At 69.5% G+C, this 23214-nt stretch carries 21 protein-coding genes; 12 read left to right on the top strand and 9 right to left on the bottom strand.

Going from position 1 to position 23214, the window contains the following annotated elements; all coding sequences use genetic code 11:
* Positions 1-1596: an acyl-CoA synthetase gene (locus tag BLV57_RS23465; RefSeq protein ID WP_091292179.1), complete on the bottom strand. Its 1596-nt coding sequence runs from the start codon at positions 1594-1596 to the stop codon at positions 1-3.
* 63 nt (positions 1597-1659) lie between these two features.
* Between BLV57_RS23465 and BLV57_RS23460 the strand changes: the two genes are divergently transcribed.
* Together BLV57_RS23460 and BLV57_RS23455 are read left to right on the top strand one after the other, a co-directional pair.
* Positions 1660-2442 (top strand): crotonase/enoyl-CoA hydratase family protein, encoded by a 783-nt coding sequence (locus BLV57_RS23460; RefSeq protein WP_091292177.1) that lies wholly within the window; start codon positions 1660-1662, stop codon positions 2440-2442.
* A gap of 53 nt (positions 2443-2495) precedes the next feature.
* Complete coding sequence (locus BLV57_RS23455) at positions 2496-3014, top strand: hypothetical protein (RefSeq protein WP_143047132.1); 519 nt, start codon at positions 2496-2498, stop codon at positions 3012-3014.
* Between the two features lies 1 nt (position 3015).
* Here the strand turns inward: BLV57_RS23455 and BLV57_RS23450 are convergent, their stop codons facing one another.
* Complete coding sequence (locus tag BLV57_RS23450; RefSeq protein WP_091292174.1) at positions 3016-4566, bottom strand: acyl-CoA synthetase; 1551 nt, start codon at positions 4564-4566, stop codon at positions 3016-3018.
* 90 nt (positions 4567-4656) lie between these two features.
* On the opposite strand from BLV57_RS23450, the gene BLV57_RS23445 reads away from it, so the two are divergent.
* From BLV57_RS23445 to BLV57_RS23435, 3 genes are read left to right on the top strand one after another with little or no spacing between them, the layout of a single operon-like run.
* Positions 4657-5628: a Zn-ribbon domain-containing OB-fold protein gene (locus BLV57_RS23445; RefSeq protein ID WP_091292172.1), complete on the top strand. Its 972-nt coding sequence runs from the start codon at positions 4657-4659 to the stop codon at positions 5626-5628.
* Positions 5629-5635: 7 nt separating this feature from the next.
* Complete coding sequence (locus BLV57_RS23440) at positions 5636-6634, top strand: thiolase domain-containing protein (RefSeq protein WP_091292171.1); 999 nt, start codon at positions 5636-5638, stop codon at positions 6632-6634.
* Positions 6631-7797 carry a thiolase domain-containing protein gene (locus BLV57_RS23435; protein WP_091292169.1) on the top strand — a complete coding sequence of 389 codons (1167 nt, stop codon included), beginning with the start codon at positions 6631-6633 and terminating at the stop codon, positions 7795-7797. The genes BLV57_RS23440 and BLV57_RS23435 overlap by 4 nt, the downstream gene beginning before the upstream one ends.
* 40 nt (positions 7798-7837) lie before the next feature.
* On the opposite strand, the gene BLV57_RS23430 is transcribed toward BLV57_RS23435, so the two are convergent.
* Positions 7838-8830 (bottom strand): Lrp/AsnC family transcriptional regulator, encoded by a 993-nt coding sequence (locus tag BLV57_RS23430; RefSeq protein WP_091292167.1) that lies wholly within the window; start codon positions 8828-8830, stop codon positions 7838-7840.
* Between the two features lie 91 nt (positions 8831-8921).
* On the opposite strand from BLV57_RS23430, the gene BLV57_RS23425 reads away from it, so the two are divergent.
* Complete coding sequence (locus tag BLV57_RS23425; RefSeq protein ID WP_091293136.1) at positions 8922-10262, top strand: MFS transporter; 1341 nt, start codon at positions 8922-8924, stop codon at positions 10260-10262.
* Here BLV57_RS23425 and BLV57_RS23420 read toward each other — a convergent pair.
* Both BLV57_RS23420 and BLV57_RS23415 read right to left on the bottom strand, forming a co-directional pair.
* Positions 10201-10992, bottom strand: coding sequence for a transglutaminase-like domain-containing protein (locus tag BLV57_RS23420; RefSeq protein ID WP_091292165.1), 792 nt, complete (start codon positions 10990-10992; stop codon positions 10201-10203). The genes BLV57_RS23425 and BLV57_RS23420 overlap by 62 nt on opposite strands.
* Before the next feature lie 9 nt (positions 10993-11001).
* Positions 11002-12228: a cytochrome P450 gene (locus tag BLV57_RS23415; RefSeq protein WP_091292163.1), complete on the bottom strand. Its 1227-nt coding sequence runs from the start codon at positions 12226-12228 to the stop codon at positions 11002-11004.
* A 255-nt stretch (positions 12229-12483) separates the two neighbouring features.
* Between BLV57_RS23415 and BLV57_RS23410 the strand changes: the two genes are divergently transcribed.
* On the top strand, positions 12484-13617 hold the full coding sequence (locus BLV57_RS23410) for a steroid 3-ketoacyl-CoA thiolase (protein ID WP_091292161.1): 1134 nt from the start codon (positions 12484-12486) through the stop codon (positions 13615-13617).
* 820 nt (positions 13618-14437) lie between these two features.
* Here the strand turns inward: BLV57_RS23410 and BLV57_RS23405 are convergent.
* The 4 genes from BLV57_RS23405 to BLV57_RS23390 all read right to left on the bottom strand — a co-directional run bounded on the left by BLV57_RS23405 (position 14438) and on the right by BLV57_RS23390 (position 19020).
* Positions 14438-16588 carry an AbfB domain-containing protein gene (locus tag BLV57_RS23405; RefSeq protein ID WP_176968771.1) on the bottom strand — a complete coding sequence of 717 codons (2151 nt, stop codon included), beginning with the start codon at positions 16586-16588 and terminating at the stop codon, positions 14438-14440.
* A gap of 265 nt (positions 16589-16853) precedes the next feature.
* Positions 16854-17339 (bottom strand): pyridoxamine 5'-phosphate oxidase family protein, encoded by a 486-nt coding sequence (locus tag BLV57_RS23400; RefSeq protein ID WP_091292157.1) that lies wholly within the window; start codon positions 17337-17339, stop codon positions 16854-16856.
* 47 nt (positions 17340-17386) lie between these two features.
* The gene (locus tag BLV57_RS23395) at positions 17387-18259 is read right to left on the bottom strand and encodes an SDR family oxidoreductase (RefSeq protein ID WP_091292155.1); all 873 of its coding nucleotides are present in this window, start codon (positions 18257-18259) and stop codon (positions 17387-17389) included.
* Positions 18256-19020, bottom strand: coding sequence for an SDR family oxidoreductase (locus BLV57_RS23390; RefSeq protein WP_091292153.1), 765 nt, complete (start codon positions 19018-19020; stop codon positions 18256-18258). Before BLV57_RS23390 ends, BLV57_RS23395 begins: the two co-directional genes overlap by 4 nt.
* Positions 19021-19071: 51 nt before the next feature.
* Between BLV57_RS23390 and BLV57_RS23385 the strand changes: the two genes are divergently transcribed.
* From BLV57_RS23385 to BLV57_RS23365, 5 genes are read left to right on the top strand one after another with little or no spacing between them, the layout of a single operon-like run.
* Complete coding sequence (locus BLV57_RS23385; RefSeq protein ID WP_091292151.1) at positions 19072-19815, top strand: enoyl-CoA hydratase family protein; 744 nt, start codon at positions 19072-19074, stop codon at positions 19813-19815.
* The gene (locus tag BLV57_RS23380; protein ID WP_091292149.1) at positions 19812-20672 is read left to right on the top strand and encodes a CoA transferase subunit A; all 861 of its coding nucleotides are present in this window, start codon (positions 19812-19814) and stop codon (positions 20670-20672) included. Before BLV57_RS23385 ends, BLV57_RS23380 begins: the two co-directional genes overlap by 4 nt.
* Positions 20669-21376, top strand: a complete 708-nt coding sequence (locus BLV57_RS23375; RefSeq protein WP_091292148.1) for a CoA-transferase subunit beta — start codon at positions 20669-20671, stop codon at positions 21374-21376. The genes BLV57_RS23380 and BLV57_RS23375 overlap by 4 nt, the downstream gene beginning before the upstream one ends.
* On the top strand, positions 21373-22416 hold the full coding sequence (locus BLV57_RS23370) for an NAD(P)H-dependent flavin oxidoreductase (RefSeq protein ID WP_091292146.1): 1044 nt from the start codon (positions 21373-21375) through the stop codon (positions 22414-22416). Before BLV57_RS23375 ends, BLV57_RS23370 begins: the two co-directional genes overlap by 4 nt.
* Positions 22417-22424: 8 nt before the next feature.
* On the top strand, positions 22425-23195 hold the full coding sequence (locus BLV57_RS23365) for an alpha/beta fold hydrolase (RefSeq protein ID WP_176968770.1): 771 nt from the start codon (positions 22425-22427) through the stop codon (positions 23193-23195).
* Positions 23196-23214 lie beyond the last annotated feature (19 nt).

Genomic DNA, 23214 nt, shown 5'->3' with positions numbered 1-23214 from the left:
TCAGCTCCTGGCGGGTTCATGCGTGCGCGCGAACTCCTGCGCCCACGGGTAATCCGGTTTACCGCTCGGCGTCCGGCCGACCTCGTCGGCGAGCCAGAGCGTGCGCGGCACCTTGTAGCCCGCGACCTCGGTGCGCACGTGGGACTCGATCGCGTCGAAGTCCGCGGTGACGCCGGACCGCAGCTGGAGCACGGCCGCGACGCGCTGGCCGAGCCGGTCGTCGGGGATGCCGATGACGAGCGCGTCGAACACGTCCGGGTGCGACTTCAGCGCGCCTTCGACCTCTTCGGGGAAGACCTTCTCGCCGCCGGTGTTGACGCATTGGGAGCCGCGGCCGAGCAGCGTGACCGTGCCGTCCTCCTCATAGCGCGCGTAGTCGCCGGGGATGACGTAGCGGACCCCGTCGACCTCCGCGAAGATCTTGGCGGTCTTCTCCGGGTCCTTGTAGTAGCCGAGCGGGACGTGCCCGCTGCGCGCGATCCGGCCCACCGCACCGGGTTTCGGCTCGACGATCGCGCCGTCGTCGTCGAGCAGCGCGGCCTCCACACCGAAGTTCACCCTCGGCCCGGCGGAATGGTCGGCATCCTTGTTGACCAGGCCCATGCCGGTGAAGCCGCTTTCGGACGAGCCGATGGCGTCGGTGATGACCACATTCGGGAGCATGGCGAGGAAATCCTGCTTGACGCTCTGCGAGAACAGCGCCGCGTGGCTGGAGAGCGCGACGAGCGACGAGGCGTCGTAGTCGCCGGCGCGGTAGGCGTCGACCAGCGGGCGCGCCATCGCGTCGCCGACGATCGTGAGGATCTGGACCTTGTGCTTCTGCACGGCCTTCCAGACCTCGTCGGGGTCGAACTGCGGCACGAACACCACCGGGCCGCCGCCGAAGAGCGCGCCGAAGGTGGCCCACTGCGCGGCGCCGTGGATGAGCGGCGCGGCGGGCAGCCGGACGAGCGCGCCCGCCTTGCCCTGCTCGGCCTGCGTCCACTCGTCGGCGAGGTGCTCGCCGGTGACGAAGTTGATCCCGCCGCCGAGCGTGCGCCAGATGTCCTCATGGCGCCAGAGCACGCCTTTGGGATAGCCGGTGGTGCCGCCGGTGTACAAAATGTACAGATCGTCGGCGCTGCGCTCACCGAAGTCGCGCTCCGGCGAACCTTCGGCCAGCGCGGTCTCGTAGGAGAGCCCGCCGGTGCCCTCCGTGCCGTCTTCGATGACGACAACGTGTTTCACTTTTGGCGTCTCCGGCAGCACGGCCGCGACCTTGTCGGAGTACCGCCGTTCGTGCACGAGCGCGACGAGATCCGCGTTGTCGAACAGGTACTTGAGTTCGGCGTGCACATAGCGATAGTTGACGTTCACCGCGATCGCGCGCAGTTTGTAAGCGGCGAACATGGTTTCCAGCGCTTCGATGGAATTACGGGAATAGACCCCGATGTGGTCACCTTGCCCGACTCCGTGCGCGGCGAGGTGGTGGGCGAGCCGGTTGGCGCGCGCGTCCAGCTGGGCGAAGGTGACCTGCCGGTCACCACAGCTGACCGCGATGCGATCCGGCACGGCGTCGACGGCGTGCTCGAGGAGATCCGCGATGTTGAGTGCCACTCAGCCAAAGTAGAACATGTTATTGTTTTGGGCAATACTCGCGCAGTCCAAGGAGGTGGCCGAGTGGCCGACGCACTCGTCGAACAGCAGGGGCACACCCTCGTCGTCACGATGAACCGGCCTGAGGCCAGGAACGCGCTGACCGGCGAGATGCTCGGCATCATGGTCGAGGCCTGGGACCGGGTCGACTCCGACGACGAGATCCGCGCGTGCGTGCTCACCGGCGCGGGCGGGGCGTTCTGCGCCGGCGCGGACCTGAAGTCGATGTCCCGCAACTCCCCCGCCGAATCCCACAAACGAGGGACGTTCGACCCGGCGCGCATCGAAGGCCTGCTGAAAGGCCGCCGTCTCACCAAGCCGTTGATCGCCGCCGTCGAGGGCGCCGCTATCGCGGGCGGCACGGAGATCCTGCAGGGCACCGACATCCGCGTCGCGGGCGAGAGCGCGAAGTTCGGCGTGTCCGAGCCGCGCTGGGGCCTGTTCCCGATGGGCGGCTCGGCCGTGCGGCTGCCGAGGCAGATCCCATACACGGTCGCGGCGGACCTGCTGCTCACCGGCCGCCACATCACCGCAGCCGAGGCCAAGGAGATCGGCCTCATCGGTCACGTCGTCCCGGACGGCACGGCGCTCGACAAGGCGCTCGAGCTCGCGAACATGATCGCCGCGAACGGCCCGCTCGCCGTCCGCGCCATCCTGCGCACGATCCGTGACACCGAGGGCATGCACGAGGAAGAGGCGTTCAAGCTCGAGTCGCAGTACGGCATCGCCGTCTTCGCGAGCGAGGACGCGAAGGAAGGGCCGCGCGCGTTCGCCGAGAAACGGAAGCCGGAGTTCCGCGGTCGGTAACGAACTGTGGTGAAAAGGTGCGCGGTGAGCCGCTCACCGGCAATCATGAGCGCATGGCGATCCGGTGGGGGTGGGTGGCGGCGCTCCTGGTGCTGACCACGCTGACCGCGTGCGCTCAGCCCCAGGGCAACCCGGCGCAGGTCGCGGTCAGCCCGGTCCTGACCGAGCTCGCCCCGTTACACCCGGTGATCGAATGCACCAGCGGTGAGGCGGCCGACGACATGCCGTGGCACCAGGTCTACCTGACCATGGCGCTGAACCCCGATCCCGAACCCGCGCTCCGCCGCGCGGCGGCCCGCTTCCGCTACCAGCTCGAATCCGACACCGAGACCATCGCGAACCTGAAGAACCTCCCGGACGCGACCCACTTCTGGCACTACCCCACCGGCGACGACGAGTTCCACCCCACCTGGAGTTACCTGCGCGGCGCCACGCACGGCCGCACGCTGGGCATGGTCATCGCCCGCGACGGCAACTTCAACGCCGCCTGCCAGGACGGCACCCGCTCCGAGCCCGTCCCGCTCGGCAAGGCACTGGTCATGCTCTCCATGGCCTTCCCCCCACGCGCGTGATTCAGATGGCCTTGTCGGGCCAGTAGGGGTCGCGGAGGCGGCGTTTGTAGAGCTTGCCGTTGGGGTCGCGGGGCAGCTCGGGGAGGTAGTCGATCGAGCGGGGCAGCTTGAACTTGGCCAGCCGGGTGGCGGCGTAGGCGAGCAGCTCCTCGGTGAGGGCGTCGCCGGGTTCGACGCCTTCGGCGGGCTGGACGACCGCCTTGATCTCCTCGCCCCAGTCCTCGTGGGGGACGCCGAAGACCGCGACGTCGCCGACCTTGGGGTGGACGGCGAGTTCGCCTTCGATCTCGGCCGGGTAGATGTTGACGCCGCCGGAGATGATCAGGTCGGCCTTGCGGTCGTGGAGGTAGAGGTAGCCGTCGGCGTCGAGATGGCCGACGTCGCCGAGGGTGAACAGGTTGCCCACGCGGGCTTTTTCGGTCTTCTCACGGTCTTTGTGGTACTCGAAGGTCGCGTCGCCCATGCGCATGTAGACGGTGCCGATCTCGCCGGCGGGCAGCTCGTTGCCGTCGTCGTCGAGGACCTTGATGACCGAACCCGGCCATGGCAGGCCGACCGAGCCGGGTTTGCGGAGCCAGTCGGTGCCGTTGATGACCGTGCCGCCGCCTTCGGTCGCGGCGTAGTACTCGGTGACGACCGGGCCCCACCAGTCGAGCATCCGCCGCTTGACCTCCAGCGGGCACGGCGCGGCGCCGTGGATCATCACGCGCAGGGACGACAGGTCGTACTTGCCGCGCACGTCCTCCGGCAACGCCAGCAGCCTGCGGAACTGGGTCGGCACCATGTGGCTGTGGGTGACCCGGTGCCGTTCGATCAGGCTGAGCATGTCCTCCGGGTCCCAGCGGTCCATCAGCACGACGGTGTGGCCCAGCTGCAGGGAAATCCCGACGAAGTTGAGCACCGCCGTGTGGTAGAGCGGCGAGCCGCAGAGGTGCACGTGGTCGTCGAACGGGCCGAGGCCGAAGATGCCGAAGAACCAGGTCGACGCGTACGGCACGGCGTCGGGGTCGGCGCCGCTCAGCGGGCGGCGGACGCCTTTCGGACGGCCCGTGGTGCCGGAGGTGTAGAGCATCGGCGAGCCCGCCGTCCGGTGTTCCGGGCGGCCTTCGCCTTCGCGCAGGTCCTCGATGCGCTGGAAGCCTTCGACGTGGCCCACCGCGAAACGTCCGCCCGCCGGGATGCCCGCTTCGTCGGCGGCCGCGATCGCGACGTCGGCGAACCGTTCGTGCGCGAGGAACGCCTTAGCGCCGCTGTCGGCCAGAATGTAGGCGACCTCCGGCCCAACCAGGTGCCAGTTGACCACCACCACGTACAGCCCGGATTGGATGGCCGCGAAGTACGCGGCGAGCATCTCCGGGCAGTTGGGCTGCAGCACGACGACGACGTCACCGGTCTCCAGGCCGATCGCCTGCAGGCCGCGCGCGTAGGCGTTGGCCGTGGCGACGAGTTCGCCGTAGCTCACCTCCGCGCCGTCGGGGCCGACGACGGCGATCCGCTCCGGCTGCCCAGCAGCGATGTTCCACAGTCCGAACGTCTCCGTCGTGGTCGTCATACCCTCGAATCTAGAACGCGTTCCAGTTCAGATCAAGGCTCCGGGCGTGGATCCCTTGCCGCCTGAACGAGAACGTGTTTCACTGCGAAGGTGACCGCACCGCTCTCCGCGCCGCTGGACATCGGCTTCGACTACACGCGCTCGGTCGGCCCCGTGCTCGGCCGTTTCGTCAACGGGCTACGCGAACGCCGGATCGAAGGCGTCCGCGGCAGCGACGGGCGGGTGCACGTGCCGCCGGTCGAGTACGACCCGGTGACCGCCGCCCCGCTCGACGAGTTCGTCACGGTCGCGGCCGAGGGCACCGTCGTGTCGTGGACCTGGATGGCGAAACCCCTTGAGGGACAACCACTTCAGCGCCCGTTCGCCTGGGCGTTGATCCGGCTCGACGGCGCCGACACGACGCTGCTGCACGCCGTCGACGTCTGCCACGACGCCATCCACACGGGACTGCGCGTCCGGGTCCGCTGGGCCGACGAGCTCGTCGGCCATATCCGCGACATCGCGTACTTCGTGCCGGCCGACTCCCCCGACACCGAGCTCACCGAGCCGCCGCCCCCGGTCGCGAAACGCGACGAGGGCGCGCCGGTCAGCGTCGTGATCACCCCGGTGCACCTGCACTATCAGCACTCTGTTTCCCCGGAGGAAAGCCGCTACCTGCGCGCGCTCGGCGAAGGCAGGCTGATCGGCCAGCGCTGTCCCGCGTGCGAGAAGGTCTACATCCCGCCGCGCGGCGCGTGCCCGACCGACAGCGTGCCGACCACCGACGAGGTCGAGCTGCCGGACACGGGCACGGTCACCACCTTCTGCATCGTCAACGTCCCGTTCCTCGGCCAGCGGCTGAAACCGCCGTACGTCGCCGCGTACATCCTGCTCGACGGCGCGGACATCGCGTTCCTGCACCTCGTGCTCGGCTGCGACGCGTCCGAGGTCCGGATGGGCATGCGGGTGCGCGCGGCGTGGAAACCACGGGAAGAGTGGTGGACGTCTTTGGAGAACATCAGTCATTTCGAGCCGAGCGGCGAGCCCGACATGCCGTACGAGTCGTTCGCACACCACCTGTGAGGTCACGATGAACGTCGCCGTGGTGGGCTTCGCGCAGGCCCCGCACGTCCGCGCCACCCCGGGCACGACCAACGGCGTGGAGATGCTCGTGCCCATCTTCGCCGAGGTGTTCAAGCAGACCGGTTTGTCCAAAGAGGACATCGGATTCTGGTGCTCCGGCTCGTCGGATTATTTGGCCGGACGGGCGTTCTCGTTCATCGCCGCGGTCGACGCGATCGGCGCCTTCCCGCCGATCCACGAGTCGCACGTCGAGATGGACGCGGCATGGGCGCTGTACGAGGCCTGGCTGAAGATCCGGATGGGCGAGGCGGACACCGCGCTCGTCTACGGCTTCGGCAAGTCGTCGGCCGGGCAGCTGCGGCGAGTCCTTTCGCTGCAGCTCGACCCGTACACGGTCGCTCCACTGTGGCCTGACTCGGTGAGCATCGCGGCTTTGCAGGCCCGGCTGGGCTTGGACGCCGGGCTCTGGACCGAAAAGGACATGGCCGAGGTCGCGGCGCGCGTCGGCAAGTCCGATCCGGACGGTCCGTTCGTCGCGGATCCGTTGCGGGCACACGACATCGCGCCGATCACCGACGGCGCTTCGGTGGTCGTGCTGGCGTCGGAGGAACGCGCCCGCGACCTCGTCGAGCGCCCGGCGATCATCAGCGGCATCGAGCATCGCGTCGACTCGGCCGTGCTCGGTGCCCGTGACCTGACCCGCTCGCCGTCGACGGAGATCGCCGCGAAGGCACTGGATCTCGACGGCGTCGAACTCGCCGAACTGCACTCGCCGTTCACGCATCAGGAGCTGATCCTGCGGTCCGCGCTCGGGCTGGGCGACGGCGTGCGGATCACGCCGTCCGGCGGCGCGCTGGCGGGCAACCCGATGTTCGCGGCCGGGCTGTCGCGCATCGGCGAGGCCGCGACGGCGATCCTCGAAGGCACAGCGTCGAAAACACTCGCGCACGCGACCAGCGGGCCCGCGTTGCAGCAGAACCTGGTCGCCGTTTTGGAGGCTCGATGAGCAAGCAGCTCGCCGCGGTGCTCGGCACCGGGCAAACGCACCATCGCGCCAAGCGGACCGACGTGTCGATGCCCGGCCTGCTCCGCGAGGCGATCGACCGCGCCATGCTGGACGCGCAGGTCGGCTGGGACGACATCGACGCCGTGGTGCTCGGCAAGGCGCCCGACCTGTTCGAGGGCGTCATGATGCCGGAGCTGTCGCTGGCGGATTCGCTTGGCGCGGTGGGGAAACCGCTGCTGCGGGTGCACACGGCCGGGTCGGTGGGTGGGTCGACCGCGCTGGTCGCGGCCTCGCTGATCCAGTCGGGCGTGCACCGGCGGGTGCTGACGGTGGCGTTCGAGAAGCAGTCCGAGTCGAACGCGATGTGGGGCCTGTCCATCGCGGTCCCGTTCCACATGCCGGTCGGCGCGGGCGCCGGCGGCTACTTCGCGCCGCACGTGCGCTCGTACATCCGCCGCTCCGGCGCGCCCGAGCACATCGGCGCGATCGTCGCGGCGAAGGATCGGCGCAACGGCGCGCTCAACCCGTACGCGCACTTGCAGCAGCCTGATGTCACGGTGGAATCCGTGCAGGCTTCGCAGATGCTGTGGGACCCGATCCGTTATGACGAGACCTGCCCGTCTTCGGACGGCGCCTGCGCGATGGTGCTCGGCGACGAGGCCGCGGGCGACGCCGTCGAGGGTGGCGCGGCGTGGATCCACGCGACGGCCATGCGCACCGAGCCGACCACGTTCGCCGGGCGCGACCAGGTCAACCCGCAGGCGGGCCGCGACGCGGCCAAGGCGTTGTGGGCCGAAGCCGGGATCACCGACCCGATGTCCCAAGTGGACGCCGCCGAGATCTACGTGCCGTTCTCGTGGTTCGAGCCGATGTGGCTGGAGAACCTGGGTTTCACGGCCGAAGGCGAAGGCTGGAAGGCGACCGAAGCCGGGGACACCGCGCTGGGCGGACGGCTCCCGGTGAACCCGTCGGGTGGCGTGCTGTCGTCGAATCCCATTGGGGCGTCGGGGATGTTGCGCTTCTCGGAGGCCGCCAAGCAGGTCATGGGCCGGGCCGGTGACTACCAGGTCGACGGTGCCCGGGTCGCGCTCGGGCACGCCTACGGCGGCGGGTCCCAGTACTTCTCGATGTGGGTGGTGGGGTCGGCCAAGCCCGGGGCCTGACCCGCGGGACCGGGATAAAGCGGGCTTTATCCCGCGATGTTTAGCGGGCTTTATCCCGGGGAGTAAAGCCCGCTTTATCCCGGGGTTGCTGGGGGCCCGCGGCTTTGAGGGTGCGCAGGACGGGCGCGGTCTCCAGGGTGCGGATCGCGTCGAGGGTGCCGAGGCGGTGCGTCAGGTAGTGGTGCAGCGCGCCGGGATCGGCGCACAGGGCGTGGGCCATCAGGTTGGTCGGGCCGGTGGTGGCGGCGACGAAGGCGAGTTCGTCGTGCTGGGCCAGCGTGGTGCCGACCGCGTCGAGGTGCGCCGGCGTGACGGCCATCCAGAGCAGTGCTTCCGTGGTCGCGCCGAGCAGTGCCGGGTTGATCTCGACGTCGAAGAACAACTCGCCGGTGGACTGCAGCGCGGCGAGCCTGCGTGCGACCGTGGCCGGGGACCAGCCGGTGGCCGCGGCGAGGTCGGTGAGGCTGGCGCGTCCGTCGCGGCCGAGTGCGGTGAGCAGATCGCGGTCGGTGGCGGCGAGCAGGCGATCGCCGGGAACCACCTCGAGTGCCAGCTGCTGTTGCTGGTGCTCGGTGAGACCTTTGAGGTGTCCCGGCCACGGGGTCGGGCCGCCGCGGTAGGCGTGCAGGATGTAGTGCGCCGACACCGAGGTGATGCTCGTGGCGCGCGGAATGTCGTGCAGCAGCAAGGGGTTTCCGGTCGCGGCTCCGGTGTCGACGATCGTGACGATCTCCGTGCCGCCCGAGGCGAGCTTCACCCAGGACGTGTCGGCGCGCCTGGCCAGCGCGAGCGCGAGGTCCTGTGCGGTGTGCGGACTGGCGGTGAGCCTGGCGAGCCAGCGGGTCTGGCCGGCGCGGTGCGGTTCGCCCAGGCCGACCACGCGCATGCCGTGGTCGGCACGCAGGCGCTGGTAGCGGCGGGCGATGGTCTGGGTGGACACGCCGAGGACCTCGGCGATGCGGCTGAACGAGGCGCGGCCGTCGAGCTGGAGTGCGTGGATCAGGCCACGGTCTATCTCGTCGAGCATGCACATATTCTGCACGGGGACGGCAGCTGATGGAACAAATCGACAAATCGTCGTGAGTGGGTGGAACGTTCGATCAGTGCTCGGCAGGCTCCGCGGCATGACGAATTCCAGGCGCGGGGCGGCGTTGGCCGTCCTGCTGACCGCCGAGGCGATGAACCTGCTTGACGCGACGATCGTGCAGGTCGCCGCGCCCGCGATCGACGCGGATCTGCGCGGTGGCGGCTCGGCCATCCAGTGGTACAGCGCCGCTTACACGCTGCCGTTCGCGATCCTGCTGATCACCGGCGGGCGGCTCGGCGACCTGATCGGGCGCAAGCGGATCTTCCAGATCGGCGTCGCCGGTTTCGTGGTCACTTCGCTGTGGTGCGCGCTGGCCGGGTCGGCCGGGCTGCTGATCACCGCGCGAGCGCTGCAGGGCGCGGCGGCCGCGTTGATCATCCCGCAGACGATCGGGCTGATCCGCTCGATGTTCGCGAACCATGAGCTGTCCAAGGCGTTCGGATGGATCGGGCCGGTCATGGGCCTGTCGGCGGTCTGCGGCCCGCTGCTCGGCGGGGTGCTGACGCATGCCGACCTGTTCGGCTCGTCGTGGCGCGCGGTGTTCCTGGTCAACCTGCCGCTCGGGGTACTGGTGCTGGCGGCGAGCCCGCTGCTCACCGAGGACAAGGCCGCACACCGGCCGCGGTTCGACTTCGCGGGCACGCTGCTGGCGAGCGTCGGCACGGGGCTGATCGTGTATCCGCTGATCGAAGGAAATCCACTGTGGACCATCGCTGGGGTCGCGGCGCTCGTCCTCTTCGGACTGCACCAGCGGCGGCGGTCACGGCAAGGGCGAAGCCCACTCGTCGAGATGAGCCTGTTCCGCGATCACGGGTTCCCGGCCGGGCTGGCGACCGCGTTGCTGTTCTTCGCCGTGGTCACCGGCTTTACGCTGGTCGTGGCGTTGCAGGTGCAGCTGGCCGAGCATCGCGACGTGCTCGCCGCCGGGCTGACGCTGGTGCCGTGGTCGGTGGGCGCGGGTGTCGCCTCGGTGGTCTCCGGCCGGGTGCTCGTGCCCCGGTTCGGGAGCAAGGTGCCGTTCGCGGGGCTGGCGATCATGCTCGCCGGGCTGCTCGGGTACGCGCTGGGCGCGCCAGCGCTGCTGGTGTGCGGGATCGGGCAAGGGCTGTTCACGTCGGGGTTCTTCACCGCGACGCTGCGCCGGGTCGGTCCCGCCGAGACCGGGTCGGCCGCCGGTCTGCTCAACGCCGTCCAGCAGCTCGGCGGGGCGGTCGGGATCGCCTTGCTGGGCAACGTTTTCCTGACCTACGGGGTGACGGCGGCCTGCTGGGTCGCCGGCGCGCTGCTGATCGGGACCGTGCTCACGACCGTGGTGCTCACCAGGCCAGCGGGATCAGCTCCGAGCCGTCGTCTTCCGGAAGTTCAGGCTCGGCGGTGACGAACAGGCCGGTGCCACGGAAGTCGATCTCACAGCCGCCGAGCGTCGCGATGAACGCGGTGTCCGCGGCGTCGCGGCCGGTCGCGACGCGGACCAGGCTTTGCCTCGGCGCCAAGCGGGTCGCGTCGAAGACGTACCAGTGGCCGTCGATCGCGGCCTCGAAGACGGCATGGAAGTCCATAGGGGACAGACCGGGCGCGTAGACCGAGACGTAGCGCGCGGGGATGTCGATCACCCGGCACAGCGCGACGCAAATGTGCGCGAAGTCCCGGCAGACGCCCTCCCCCGCCAGCAACCGGTCGACGGCGTCGTCGACCGGGCTGCCCGAACCGACCACATAGGACATCCGGTCGTGCACATAGCCGACGATGGCGTCGACCTTGGCGCGATCACCGCTGAGGCCGCCGAATTCGGCCATGGCGAAACCCATGCGGTCGGTCGGGCAGTAGCGGCTGGGCCGTGTGTAGATGGCGAGGTCGGCGGTGGTGAGCGCCTGAGGCTTGACGGGCTTGATCTCGCACTCGGCTTGGTAGCGAACCGAGAAATCCCTGGCGGGCAAGTCGAAAACGTGCGTGCGGGTGCCGTGAGCGAACTCGACGATCTCGGGCGGGAAGTCGTCGGAGAGCGTCAGTTCCTCTCGGTCCGCGCCGGCCGCGGCCGCGAGGGTGAACGCGACGCGGCCGGGCACGGTGACCGACAGGGCGACTTCGGCATCGATCAGGCAGCGCATCCCGCCATGTTAGGCGTAGCGCACTTGGTAATGCTTGATGCCGTTGAGCCAGCTCGACCGCAGGCGGTCCGGCGGCGAGAGTTCGGTGATGTCCGGCATGGCGTCGGCGATGGCGTTGAAGATCAGGTCGATCTCCAGGCGCGCGAGGTTGGCGCCGATGCAGTAGTGCGAGCCGGTGCCGCCGAAGCCGACGTGCGGGTTGTCCTCGCGCAGGATGTCGAACTTCTCGGGCTGGTCGAAGACCTCGGGGTCGAAGTTCGCCGAGCTGTAGAACATGCCGACGCGGTCGCCCTTGCGGATGCTCTGGCCGCCGAGCACCGTGTCGCGGGTGGCGGTGCGCTGGAAGGCGACGACCGGGGTGGCCCAGCGGACGATCTCGTCCGGCGCGGTCTTCGGGCGGCGCTCCTTGTAGAGCTCCCACTGGTCGGGGTGATCGAGAAACGCCTTCATGCCATGGGTGATCGCGTTGCGCGTGGTCTCGTTGCCCGCGACCGCGAGCAGGATGACGAAGAAGCCGAACTCGTCGGAGCCGAGCGCCTCACCGTCCACATCGGCGTGGATGAGCTTGGTGACGATGTCGTCCATCGGGCATTTCCGACGTTCCTCGGCCATGTTCCACGCGTAGCCGACGAGCTGGGCCGACGCGGCGAGCGGCTCGAGTTCGTACTCGGGGTCGTCGTAGGCGATCATCTGGTTGGACCAGTCGAACAGCTTCATGCGGTCTTCCTGCGGCACGCCGATGAGCTCGGCGATCGCCTGCAGCGGCAGCTCGCACGCGACGTCGGTGACGAAGTCGCCGGAGCCCTTGGCCTTCGCCTCGCTGACGATGCGGTGGGCGCGGTCTCGCAGGGCGTCTTCGAGCTTGGAGATCGAGCGCGGGGTGAAGCCCTTGGACACGATCCGGCGCAGCTTCGTGTGCTGCGGGGCGTCCATGTTGAGCAGGACAAGGCGGTTCGCGTTCATCCGGTCTTCGGTCATGGTCTCGTCGAAGCGGATGATCGCGGTCTTCTCGGCCGACGAGTACAGCTCGCTGTCGCGCGAGACCTCTTTGACGTCTTCCAGCCGCGTCACCACCCAATAGCCGTCGTCACCGAAACCCGCGGTGTTGTGGGGCTGCGGGTTCCACCAGACCGGGGCCGTCTGGCGCAGCTCGGCGAACTCCTCGAGGGGAAGCCGATGCGCGTAGAGGTCGGGATCGGTGAAGTCGAAACCGGCGGGGATGAGCGGTGCGGCCACGGGACCTCCTGGTCGACGACGTTGTCGAAAACACTGTCCGGACTCAGTTGGAACACGTTCTAAACCCGATTAGAGCATACGGCGTTAACCATGGGAAGAGGCCTGAGTGAACGGGGTTTACTTCGCCGATCCGGAGCGGAAACTCCAGGTAGACGTCGATCTGCCCGCTTGGCGGTTGACCAGGTGATTCCTTGCACTAAATTAGAACGTGTTCTACTCTCGACTCACTGAGAGTAAGCGGACGAGGAGGTACCCGTGGGCGATCCGGTCATCGTCGATGCCGTGCGCACCCCCATCGGCAAACGCGGCGGCTGGCTGTCCGGCCTGCACGCGGCGGAACTGCTGGGTGCCGCTCAGCGCGGCCTGCTCGACCGGTCCGGGCTCGACCCGGCACTCGTCGAGCAGATCATCGGCGGCACGGTCACCCAGGCCGGCGAGCAGGCGGGCAACATCACCCGCACCGCGTGGCTGCACGCGGGCCTGCCGGTCACCACCGGCGCGACGACCATCGACGCGCAGTGCGGCTCGGCCCAGCAGGCGACGCACCTCATCGCCGGGCTGATCGCGGCGGGCGCGATCGACATCGGCATCGCGTGCGGCGTCGAAGCCATGAGCCGCGTCCCCTTGGGCGCGAACCGCGGCACCGAGGCGGGCACGCCCCGGCCGGAGTCCTGGTCGATCGACATGCCCAACCAGTACGGCGCGGCCGAGCGCATCGCCGCCCGCCGCGGCATCACCCGCGCCGACGTCGACGCGTTCGGCGTCGCCTCCCAAGCGAAAGCGGCGGCGGCGTGGGCGGCGGGTCATTTCGACCGGGAAGTCGTGCCGGTGAAAGCGCAGGAGCAGCTGGTCACGCGCGACCAGGGTCTGCGCGACACGACCTTGGAGGGACTGGCGCGCTTGAAGCCGGTCATGGAGGACGGGGTGCATACGGCGGGGACGTCCTCGCAGATCTCCGACGGCGCTTCGGCCGTGCTGCTGATGTCGTCGTCCAAGGCGCGTGCGCTCGGGCTGCGGCCGCGGGCGCGGATCCGGGCGCAGGCGCTGGTCGGGGCCGAGCCGTACTACCACCTGGACGGGCCCGTCCAGGCGACCGAGCGCGTGCTCGCGCGTGCCGGGATGACGATCGCCGACCCCGATCTCTTCGAGGTCAACGAGGCGTTCGCGTCCGTTGTCCTTTCGTGGCAACGGGTTCACGCGCCCGACGAGAGCCGGGTGAACGTGAACGGCGGGGCGATCGCGCTCGGGCACCCGGTCGGCAGCACCGGCGCCCGGCTGATCACGACCGCGCTGCACGAGCTGGAGCGCCGTGACGGCAACACCGCGCTGATCACGATGTGCGCGGGCGGCGCCATGGCCACGGGCACGGTCCTGGAACGCCTCGGCTGAGTCCCCGGGGTCGTGAGTGTTGCGGCCGGTTCTAACCGGCCGCAACACTCACGACCCCCGGGCGCCGGTCCGCACAAACGCCACTCTTGCGAGGCTGAGCGACACACAAGCCCCGTTCATTCCATCGGGAAGCCCTAACAAGCTGGATAAATACGGCAAGGTCGGGCGAAAGGTGGGGTTGCGCGTCCTTTGTGGACGCTCAAGGGGCGTGGCCGGTAGCGGCTGAAGGAGTCGAGCTTCGCGAAACCCGAGTTTTGGCCAGTGGATGGCCCAAACTCGGGTTTCGCAAGCCACACTGTGGTCTAGGCCAAGGGCTCACTGCCCAGCATTGGGTTATTGGGCGGAAAGCCGAATTGGCGTGCGTGGGTGGCTTGGGTGAGGGCCTCCCTCACCCAGTTCGAGTTGGTGAGGGCCTCCCTCACCCAGATATGCGGGTCAGGGCCTCCCTCACCCAGTTCGAGTTGGTGAGGGCCTCCCTCACCCAGATATGTGGGCCAGGGCCTCCCTCACCCAGCTGCTTGGGTGAGGGAGGCCCTGACCCAATCGGGCTCGCGCGAGGGGCCTGCGTGAGGGAGGTCGTGAGCGTTGCGGGCGGTTAGAACCGCCCGCAACGCGCACGACCCCGAGCTCCCCGGGCAGGGCGCCCAAGCCCGGCGCGGCCCCCCTCGAACTTGGGCGAGCCCGCACCGGCCAGCCCCGGAACACGTCATGTTCGGGCCTTTCCCTCGGTAGGACCGGCCGCAGCACTCACGAACCCAGGTATGGGAGGGCCCGGCACTCGGGGGAGAGGGTGAGTGCCGGGCCCAGTTCGGGGAATGCCTTACGGCGTGGGTGGGGCCGGGGTCGGGGTCAGGGTGATCACGACGCGGCGGTAGACCTGGATGGCGCCGGTGGCGCTGTCCCAGGTGATGGAGCCCTTCTGGAAGTCGCTGCGGCGGCCGCCAGGGATGTCGTACTCGTCACTGGTCGGGTAGCCCAGTTCGGACCGCTCCCAGCCCATGCTCGCCCACTTGTCGCGGATCGCGCCGAGTACCCAGTGGGCGCCGGTGCTGGGTGACCAGAAGATGGACATCATGCGCTCGGGGATGTAGTGCACGAACTGGCCTGTGCCGTCGGCGCAGGTGGACTGGTCGATGGCCAGAGGCGCGGGGCTGCCGTTGATGTCGAAGCGGCCCAGGCTGTCGAAGACCGGGATGATCGCGCCGGAGAGCATGCGGGCCTCGCCGCGGTCGGCCTTCCAGTAGAGCCTGCCGTTGGCGTAGTCGCGGTAGCGGACGCCGTTTTCGACGACCTCGGGCGACTTCGGGTTGCCGATCTTGGTGCGCAGGGCGTCGTCGTTGTACCAGCGCAGGATCAGCGGGGTCGAGATGATCGGGTCGGGGTCGACGATGTTCCAGGTGGCGTCGGCCTTGTAGACGTCGAGGTTGCCGTCCCACCAGTTCTGGCCGCTGTCGTTGGCCGCCCAGATCTGCGCGTTGATGTGGCGCATGAACCGGCCCGGCAGCGCCTTCGACTCCAGCGTCACGCCGGAACCGGTCAGGCCGGCCTTCGGGCACCAGGTGGCGTCCAGCTTGAACTGGTCTGAGCCGTCGCTGGCGTGCAGCTTGACGCGCATGTCCTGCTGGCGCAGGTAACTGCCGACGTGCCCGGCCGACTCGAAGGAGTAGCAGGCCGGGTCGGCCAGGCCCGCGACGGTCTTCCAGGTCGACTCGCCGAGCTTGGCCTCGCCGGCGGCGCCGGGGGTGCCCGGCGTGATCCAGGCGTCGCCGCCGCCGCTGCGGACGTACCAGCCCTTGGCGCCGGGCGTGGTGGCCATGAGCGACTGCGCGAGCACCGCGTACTGGCCCTCGCTCAGGAACTTGGTGACGTCGGCGGGGGTGCCGGCGAGTGCCGCGGCCGCGGCGGCGACCAGGCGCGGGCGGAGGCGGCTCTGCTCGGCCTTGGCCTTGATTTCGCGGACGAGCTGGCGGTCCGCCTCTTCGCGGGCGGCCTTTTCCCTGGCGGCGTCACGCTTGTCGGCGTCGTAGATGCCGGTGTCGATGAACGCCTTCCACACGGCCGGGTCGCTGCTGCGCAGCGCGGCGTTGGCGGCGTTGAGGATCTCGACGTGCCGCGGCTGGGCCAGTTCCTGAGTCGTCAGGAGCTGGCGGATGAAGTTGTCGTCGGTCAGGTTCGTCCACGGCTCCGGCGCGGTGATCGCGAGGATGGCGGCGGCGTTCTTCTTCGCCAGCTGCGCGGCCAGGATGCGAGCCTTCTCGGCGTCTTCCTGCCTGGCCTTCTCGATCGCGTCGCGCTGGTCCTGCGTGTGCAGGGTGTAGATGGTGGTGGTGATGAACGTCTTCCACGCGGTGGCGTCGCCGCCCCACGCGTCGGCGGCGCCCGCCTTGACCTTGGGGCCGGTCGAGCGGCGCCACACCTGGTAGACGAAGTTCTGGTCGGTGCCGTCGAGCATCGCGGCGTCGGCGGGGATCTCCGCCCAGGCCGCGGCCTTCTGGCGCGCTTCCCGCGCGAGGCGGGCCTCTTCCTGGCGGCGGGCGTACTCGATGCGGTCGCGGTCGGCGAAGTCGAAGACGCCGGTGCGGATGAACGCGGTCGCGTCCGGCGCGTCCGGGCGGTCGACCACGATGCGGTAGACGCGGTACGCCTCGGCCTTGGTCTGCGGGAACTTGTCCGCGCTGATCTTGTCGTAGACCTTGAAGACGAAGTTCTTGTCGGTCAGCATCAGCCACTCGTCGGTGGCCTCACCGACCTCGATGGCGCGCACGGCCTTGACCTTCTCGACGTCCGACGCCTCGGCGAGCGCGGTGGCCGCCGCGTCCGTGCTCTCCTGCGGAACGGACGGCGGCGGCGGTGGTGCGGTGACGGCGGCATACCCCGCCGACGGCGTGACGAGTCCGGCCAGCGCGGCGGCGGTGACGACGGCCGCGCCCACGCGCACGGACCAGCCACGGGTGATCACAGTTCTTCGCATACCCCAGATACCTTTTTCAGTAGGTGTGCAACCCACCCGGGGAACCGAGGGCATGGCGAAACGACGACGCGCTCGAATACGCAGCGCCCGAACCCACTAAAGCCCCCAGTAGCCCCAGTGCCGGTATCTACCCCAGTGAGATCCCGGCTTGGGGAAACTAACGTGCCGCACCACGCAACCGCAAGGGCACCACGGAAAAGTTGACCTTCGGGGCATTACGGGAATGGGTATTCCCCGCGAAGGGTTTACGAACGCGCCCGCGTTTTCAGGACAGTTCCGTGCGTATCACCGGCCCGTTCCCCGGCCTCGCGAACCGCACTCTCGGCCGCCCCGGTGTCCAGCGCTCGACCCACAAGGTGTCCGTGTCGACCCAGGTGAGCACCGCCTCGGTGAGATCGAGCCGGAAGAGGTGACTCGGCTCGGCGTCCTCGCCGACCACCGACTTGAGCTCCTCCCAGTCGGTGATCTCCACCGCGACACCGGCGATCTTGGCGTCTCCCCCGTCCTCGACCCCGGGGTAGGCATGGATCGCGAACCGCCCGTCCCGCCGCAGATCCCGTGCCTTCACCGCGTCGAGCATCGACCCGACGAAGATGTCCGGCCCGTGGAAATCCACCTCCGTTCCGCTCACCCTCGGTGAGCCGTCGGCCCGCAGTGTCGCGAGCACATGTGACTTGTCCGCCAGGAACCGCGCGAGAACCTTCTCCGCCAGCTCCGGCGCTTCCGCTGTGAACCGCTGCCAGGTAGCCATGGGACGAGCATCGCATCCGGCACCGACAGTTTTCCCTCAGCGCGAGGTCAGGCGCCATAAACCGGCTCGGGAGCCGGTGCGCTCGCCACCAGCCGCCCGACCACCGGGCCGAGCTCGGACGGCTCCCAGCGGGCGCCCTTGTCCTCCACCACGCCATGCCGCCACGGGTCGGCCAGCGAGACGCGGCCACCGTCCACTTCGAACACCCGGCCGGTGACGGCGGCGGATTCGGCGCTGCCCAGCCAGACCACCAGCGGCGACACGTTTTCCGGTGCCATGGCGTCGAAACCGGTCTCGGGCTTGGCCATGTTCTCCGCGAAGGCGACCTCGGTCATCCGGGTCCGCGCGGCGGGCGCGATCGCGTTGACCGTGACGCCGTACCGGCCGAACTCGGCGGCCGCGTTCACGGTCAGCCCGGCGATCCCGGCCTTGGCCGCGGTGTAGTTGCCCTGCCCGACACTGCCGAACAGGCCGGCGCCCGAGCTGGTGTTGATGATCCGCGCGTCAGGCCGCCGTCCGGCTTTCGACTCGGCTCGCCAATGCGCCGCCGCGTGCCGCATCGGGGCGAAATGGCCTTTCAGATGGACGCGCACGACGGCGTCCCATTCGTCTTCGGAAAGGTTGACGAGCATGCGGTCACGCAGGAATCCGGCGTTGTTGACCAGCACGTCGAGCCTGCCGAACGACTCCAGGGCGGTCGCGATCAGGTTCTCGGAGCCCGCCCAATCCGCGACATCGTCGGTGTTGGCGACGGCTTTTCCACCCGCCGCCTCGATTTCCTCGACCACGGCGGACGCCGGATCGAGATCGACGTCGTTCACAACCACCGACGCGCCCTCGCGCGCGAACGCCAGCGCGTGCGCCCGCCCGATCCCCCGGCCCGCGCCAGTGACGACGACGACCCTACCCTCGACGATCATTCGCTCTCCTTGCTCGCTGCCGCGAGAAACGCGGGAACCTCACCGCCGCCGTGCACCTTGAGCGTCGCCCCGCTCACGTAAGAAGCCAAGGGGGAAGCCAAGAACACCGCGCACGCGCCGATCTCGTCCGGTTCGGCCAGCCGTCCTAACGGGACGGTCTTGGCGACTTCCACGCCGTCGCCGTAGTGCAGCTGGGAAAGCTCGGTCTTCACCATGCCGACGTCGAGCGCGTTCACCCGCACCTTGGGCGCCCACTCGACGGCGAGGCTCGCCGTGAGGTTGTCCAGCCCGGCCTTCGCGGCGCCGTAGGACGCGGTGCCCGGCGACGGCCGCGTCGCGCTGACGCTGCTGACGTTGACGATCGCACCGCCCGTTTCCTGCTGCTGCATCACGGCATTCGCCGCGCGGGCGACGGTCAGCGGCGCGAGCAGGTTCAACGCGACGATCTTGCTGTGGAACCGCGGTGACGCCGTCGCCGCGTCCGCGTACGGCGCGCCTCCCGCGTTGTTGACCACGACGTCCAGGCGGCCATACCGGTCGACGATGGCCGCGATCAGCTCGTCCACCTGGTCCGGCTCGCGCACGTCACAGGCGAAGAAGTCCTCGTCGTCTTCCGGCGGGGTGCGCCCGCAGATCGGCACGTGGGCGCCCGCGCGCAGGAAGGCGCGCCGGATCCCGGCGCCGACCCCGCGCGCGCCGCCGGTGACCAGCACGACGGCGTCGTCGAGCCGGAGCCGCAGAGCTGTACCCGAGTCGTGCACCCTGCTAACGTACCAAGCAAGTGCTAGGTTTGGTAACCCGTGAGGATGCTTATGCCGGTCAACAGCGAGCAGCCCGAGCCGGGGATCACCGTGGTCACGGTCGACGCTCCCCCGGTCAACGCCCTCACCGTCCGCGGCTGGTTCGACCTGGCCGAAGCCGTCCGCAAGGCGGGTGAGGACCCCGCGACGCACGTCGTCGTGCTGCGCGCGGAAGGCCGGGGCTTCAACGCGGGCGTCGACATCAAGGAGATACAGGCCGACCCCGGCTACGGCGCGCTGATCGGCGCGAACCAGGGCTGCGCGGCCGCGTTCGCCGCGGTCTACGACTGCGCGGTGCCGGTGATCGCCGCGGTGCACGGCTTCTGCCTCGGCGGTGGGATCGGGCTGGTCGGCAACGCGGATGTGGTGGTGGCCAGCGAAGACGCCACGTTCGCACTGCCCGAAGTGGACAGAGGCGCGCTCGGCGCGGCCACGCATCTCGCCCGGCTGGTGCCGCAGCATCTGATGCGCGCGCTGTACTACACGGCGGGCACGATCGACGCCCATCAGCTGCACCACCACGGCTCGGTCTACGCGGTCGTGCCGCGTGCCGACCTCGACGAAACCGCGCTGGGCGTCGCGAGGCAGATCGCCGCGAAGGACACGCGGGTGATCAGGGCGGCGAAACAGGCGATCAACGGCATCGACGTGCAGCCGGTACACCGCAGTTACCGCTTCGAGCAGGGCTTCACCTTCGAGCTCAACCTCGCGGGCGTCTCCGACGCCGCGCGCCAGGACTTCTTGGACGGCAAGTGATGGACAAGCGGATGACCGTCGACGAGATGGTCGGCGAACTCTCGGACGGGATGACGATCGGGATCGGCGGCTGGGGCTCGCGGCGCAAGCCGATGTCCTTGGTACGGGCCATTCTGCGGTCGCCGCTCAAGGACCTGACCGTCGTTTCCTATGGCGGGCCGGACGTCGGGCTGCTGGTGTCCGCCGGCAAGATCCGGCGGCTGGTCTTCGGGTTCGTCACACTCGACTCGATCCCGTACGACCCGTGGTTCAGCCGGGTCCGCGAAGCGGGGCAGATCGAGGTGACCGAGTACGACGAAGGCGTGCTCGGGACCGGTCTTTCCGCTGCGGCGCAACGGCTTCCGTTCCTGCCGACCCGCGCCGGTCTCGGGTCGGACGTGCTGACGTTCAACCGCTCGCTGCGGACGATCCACTCGCCGTACGAAGACGGCGAAGAGCTGCTGGCCGTGCCCGCGCTGCGGCTGGACGCGGCGTTGCTCCACCTCAACCGGGCCGACGCGCGGGGCAACGTGCAGTATCTCGGGCCGGATCCGTACTTCGACGAGCTGTACGCGCTCGCCGCCGATCGCGTGTTCGTTTCGGTCGAGAAGGTGGTCGAGACCGCGGAGCTGACGCGCACCGCGCCGGTGCAGAGCCTGTTGCTGAACCGGGGTTTCGTCCACGGCGTGGCGGAATCACCGCGTGGCGCGCACTTCACCACCGCCGCGCCCGACTACGGGCGCGACGAGCGGTTCCAGCGGCATTACGTCGACTGCGCCAAGGATCTCGACGCGTGGCCGGGGTTCGTGGACCGGTACCTGTCCCGTGACGAGGCCGGTTACCAGGCCGAAGTCGCCAAGTTCGAGGAGGCAGCGTGATCCGCGCCGATGTGGCCGTCGCCGCGTGCGCCGACCTGTTCCGGGGCGACGGCGAGATCGTCGCGAGCCCGATGGGCTACATCCCCGCGCTCGGCGCCCGGCTGGCGCGGCTGACCTTCGAGCCGGACCTGCTGCTGTCCGACGGTGAGGCGTACCTGCTCGACGCCGACGGGACACTCGAAGGCTGGCAGCCGTTCCGCAAGGTGCTCGACACCGTGGTGCCCCGCGGAAAACGGCATGTGGTGATGGGCGCGAACCAGATCGACCGGCACGGCAACCAGAACATCTCCGCCATCGGCGCGCACGCGCGGCCGACGCGGCAGCTGCTCGGCGTGCGCGGCGGGCCGGGGAACACGGTCAACCACCGCACGAGCTACTGGGTGCCGCGCCACAGCACGCGGGTCTTCGTCGACCAGGTCGACGTCGTCTCGGGCGTCGGGTACGAACGTGGTGCGGGGCAACAGTTTCACGACGTCTACCGGGTAGTCACCAACCTCGGCGTGATCGACTTCGGCGGAACCGAGCACGCGCCGCGCCTGCTCTCGGTCCATCCCGGGGTATCGGTCGAGGTCGTGGTCGCGGCGACATCGTTCGAACTGGACGTTTCGAACGTCACCGAGACTCGGACGCCCACCGACGAGGAACTGAAGCTGATCGACTCGCTCGACCCGAAGTCGTTGCGGGACAAGGAAGTCCCGTCGTGAAGACGGCGTTGACCTCGCTCGTCGGCATCGAGCACCCGGTCGTCCAGACCGGCATGGGCTGGGTCGCCGGGCCACGCCTGGTCACCGCGACGGCCGAAGCCGGCGGCCTCGGCATCCTGGCCTCGGCGACGATGACGTTCGACGAGCTGGCCGCCGCGGTCAAGGAGGTCCGCGGCCGCACCGACCGGCCGTTCGGCGTCAACCTGCGCGCGGACGCCCACGACGCCGAGCGCCGCATCGACCTCCTGATCTCGGAAGAGGTCCGCGTCGCGTCGTTCGCGCTGGCCCCGCGCCCGGAGATGATCGCCCGGCTGAAGGAGCACGGGATCGTGGTGATCCCGTCGATCGGCGCCGCCAAGCACGCGGCGAAGGTCGCCTCCTGGGGCGCCGACGCGGTGATCGTGCAAGGCGGCGAGGGCGGCGGCCACACCGGCGGCGTGGCGACGACCTTGCTGCTGCCCTCGGTCTTGGACGCGGTCGACATCCCGGTGATCGCCGCGGGCGGTTTCTTCGACGGCCGAGGTCTCGCGGCGGCGCTGGCCTACGGCGCGGCCGGGGTCGCCATGGGCACCCGGTTCCTGCTGACCCAGGAGAGCACGGTCCCGGACGCGGTCAAGCAGGAGTACCTGCGGCGCGACCTCACCGGCACGGTCGTGACCCGCAAGGTCGACGGCATGCCGCACCGGGTGCTGCGGACCGAGCTGGTCGACGCGCTGGAGTCGTCACGCACCGGCACCCTGCGCGCGGTGCGCAACGCGATCCGGTTCCGCAAGCTGACCGGCGTGTCGTGGCCCGCGCTGGTGCGCGAGGGCATCGCGCTGCGGCGGGAGCGCACGTGGTCGCAGGTGATCATGGCGGCCAACACCCCGATGCTCCTGCGCGCGGGCCTCGTCGACGGCGACACCCGGGCAGGCGTGCTCGCGTCCGGCCAGGTCGCGGGCCTGCTCGACGACCTGCCGACCGTGGCCGCGCTGGTCGGGGGGATCGTCGCCGACGCGGAGCGGATCCTCGCTCGTTTGGCCGGAAAACCCTGTGGTTGACTTGATTCATGATCCCGGTGGCGGACGGTGAGCTGCATGTGAGTGTCACCGGCGACGGTCCCCCGCTCCTGCTGATCGCGGGCGGGCTCGGCGCCGCCGACGCCTACCGGACGCTGGCGAAGCACCTCGACGGCTTCACCATCGTCAGCTATGACCGCCGAGGCCATTTCCACAGCTCAGACCACACTTCGGGGCCGATCCCGGTCACCCGTCACGCCGACGACGTCTTCGCGATCCTCGAGCACCTTTCGCTCGGCCCGGTGAGCGTGTTCGCCAGCAGCGCGGGCGCGCTGATCGGCCTCGACCTCGTCTCCCGCTACCCGGCGGCGGTGTCGACGCTGGTCGCCCACGAACCGCCCGCCGTGCAGCTCATGCCGGACGCCCAGGCCTGGCTCGAGGACGTCGCCCAGCAGGTCCGGCTGGCCCGTTCGGGTGACCTGATGGCCGCGTTCACGCGGTTCGTCAGCGGCATCGCGGGCGCGGCACTGCCCGACCTGCGCGCGGTCCGGCTGCCCAACGAGAAGGAATGGCAGTTCCTGTTCGACCGCGAGATCACGGAGTTCTTCGACTATCTGCCGGATTTGCGCGCACTGCGCAAATCCGGCGTCGACATCGTGCCGACCGCGGGCTCGGGGAGCCGCGGCCGGTATCACTACCAGCCCGCGAAGGTGCTGGCGCTGGAGCTTGGGCTGCCTTTCGTCGAGTCACCCGGTGCGCACCTGGCGCCCCAGCGGAACCCGAAGGAATTCGCGGTCGCCCTGCGCGAATTCCTGTCGTGAGTGGTACGGCCGGTTAGAA

The organism is Amycolatopsis xylanica (genome assembly GCF_900107045.1).
Taxonomy (GTDB): domain Bacteria; phylum Actinomycetota; class Actinomycetes; order Mycobacteriales; family Pseudonocardiaceae; genus Amycolatopsis; species Amycolatopsis xylanica.
This window is presented reverse-complemented; position numbering and strand designations above follow the sequence as displayed.

Excerpts from the sequence above, each read along its gene's own strand:
- BLV57_RS23455 (WP_143047132.1), top strand. The coding sequence starts at position 2,496 with ATGGCGATCCGGTGGGGGTGGGTGGCGGCGCTCCTGGTGCTGACCACG.
- BLV57_RS23450 (WP_091292174.1), bottom strand. The coding sequence starts at position 4,566 with ATGACGACCACGACGGAGACGTTCGGACTGTGGAACATCGCTGCTGGG.
- BLV57_RS23440 (WP_091292171.1), top strand. The coding sequence starts at position 5,636 with ATGAACGTCGCCGTGGTGGGCTTCGCGCAGGCCCCGCACGTCCGCGCC.
- BLV57_RS23435 (WP_091292169.1), top strand. The coding sequence starts at position 6,631 with ATGAGCAAGCAGCTCGCCGCGGTGCTCGGCACCGGGCAAACGCACCAT.
- BLV57_RS23430 (WP_091292167.1), bottom strand. The coding sequence starts at position 8,830 with ATGTGCATGCTCGACGAGATAGACCGTGGCCTGATCCACGCACTCCAG.
- BLV57_RS23425 (WP_091293136.1), top strand. The coding sequence starts at position 8,922 with ATGACGAATTCCAGGCGCGGGGCGGCGTTGGCCGTCCTGCTGACCGCC.
- BLV57_RS23420 (WP_091292165.1), bottom strand. The coding sequence starts at position 10,992 with ATGCGCTGCCTGATCGATGCCGAAGTCGCCCTGTCGGTCACCGTGCCC.
- BLV57_RS23405 (WP_176968771.1), bottom strand. The coding sequence starts at position 16,588 with ATGCGAAGAACTGTGATCACCCGTGGCTGGTCCGTGCGCGTGGGCGCG.
- BLV57_RS23400 (WP_091292157.1), bottom strand. The coding sequence starts at position 17,339 with ATGGCTACCTGGCAGCGGTTCACAGCGGAAGCGCCGGAGCTGGCGGAG.
- BLV57_RS23395 (WP_091292155.1), bottom strand. The coding sequence starts at position 18,259 with ATGATCGTCGAGGGTAGGGTCGTCGTCGTCACTGGCGCGGGCCGGGGG.
- BLV57_RS23385 (WP_091292151.1), top strand. The coding sequence starts at position 19,072 with ATGCCGGTCAACAGCGAGCAGCCCGAGCCGGGGATCACCGTGGTCACG.
- BLV57_RS23365 (WP_176968770.1), top strand. The coding sequence starts at position 22,425 with ATGATCCCGGTGGCGGACGGTGAGCTGCATGTGAGTGTCACCGGCGAC.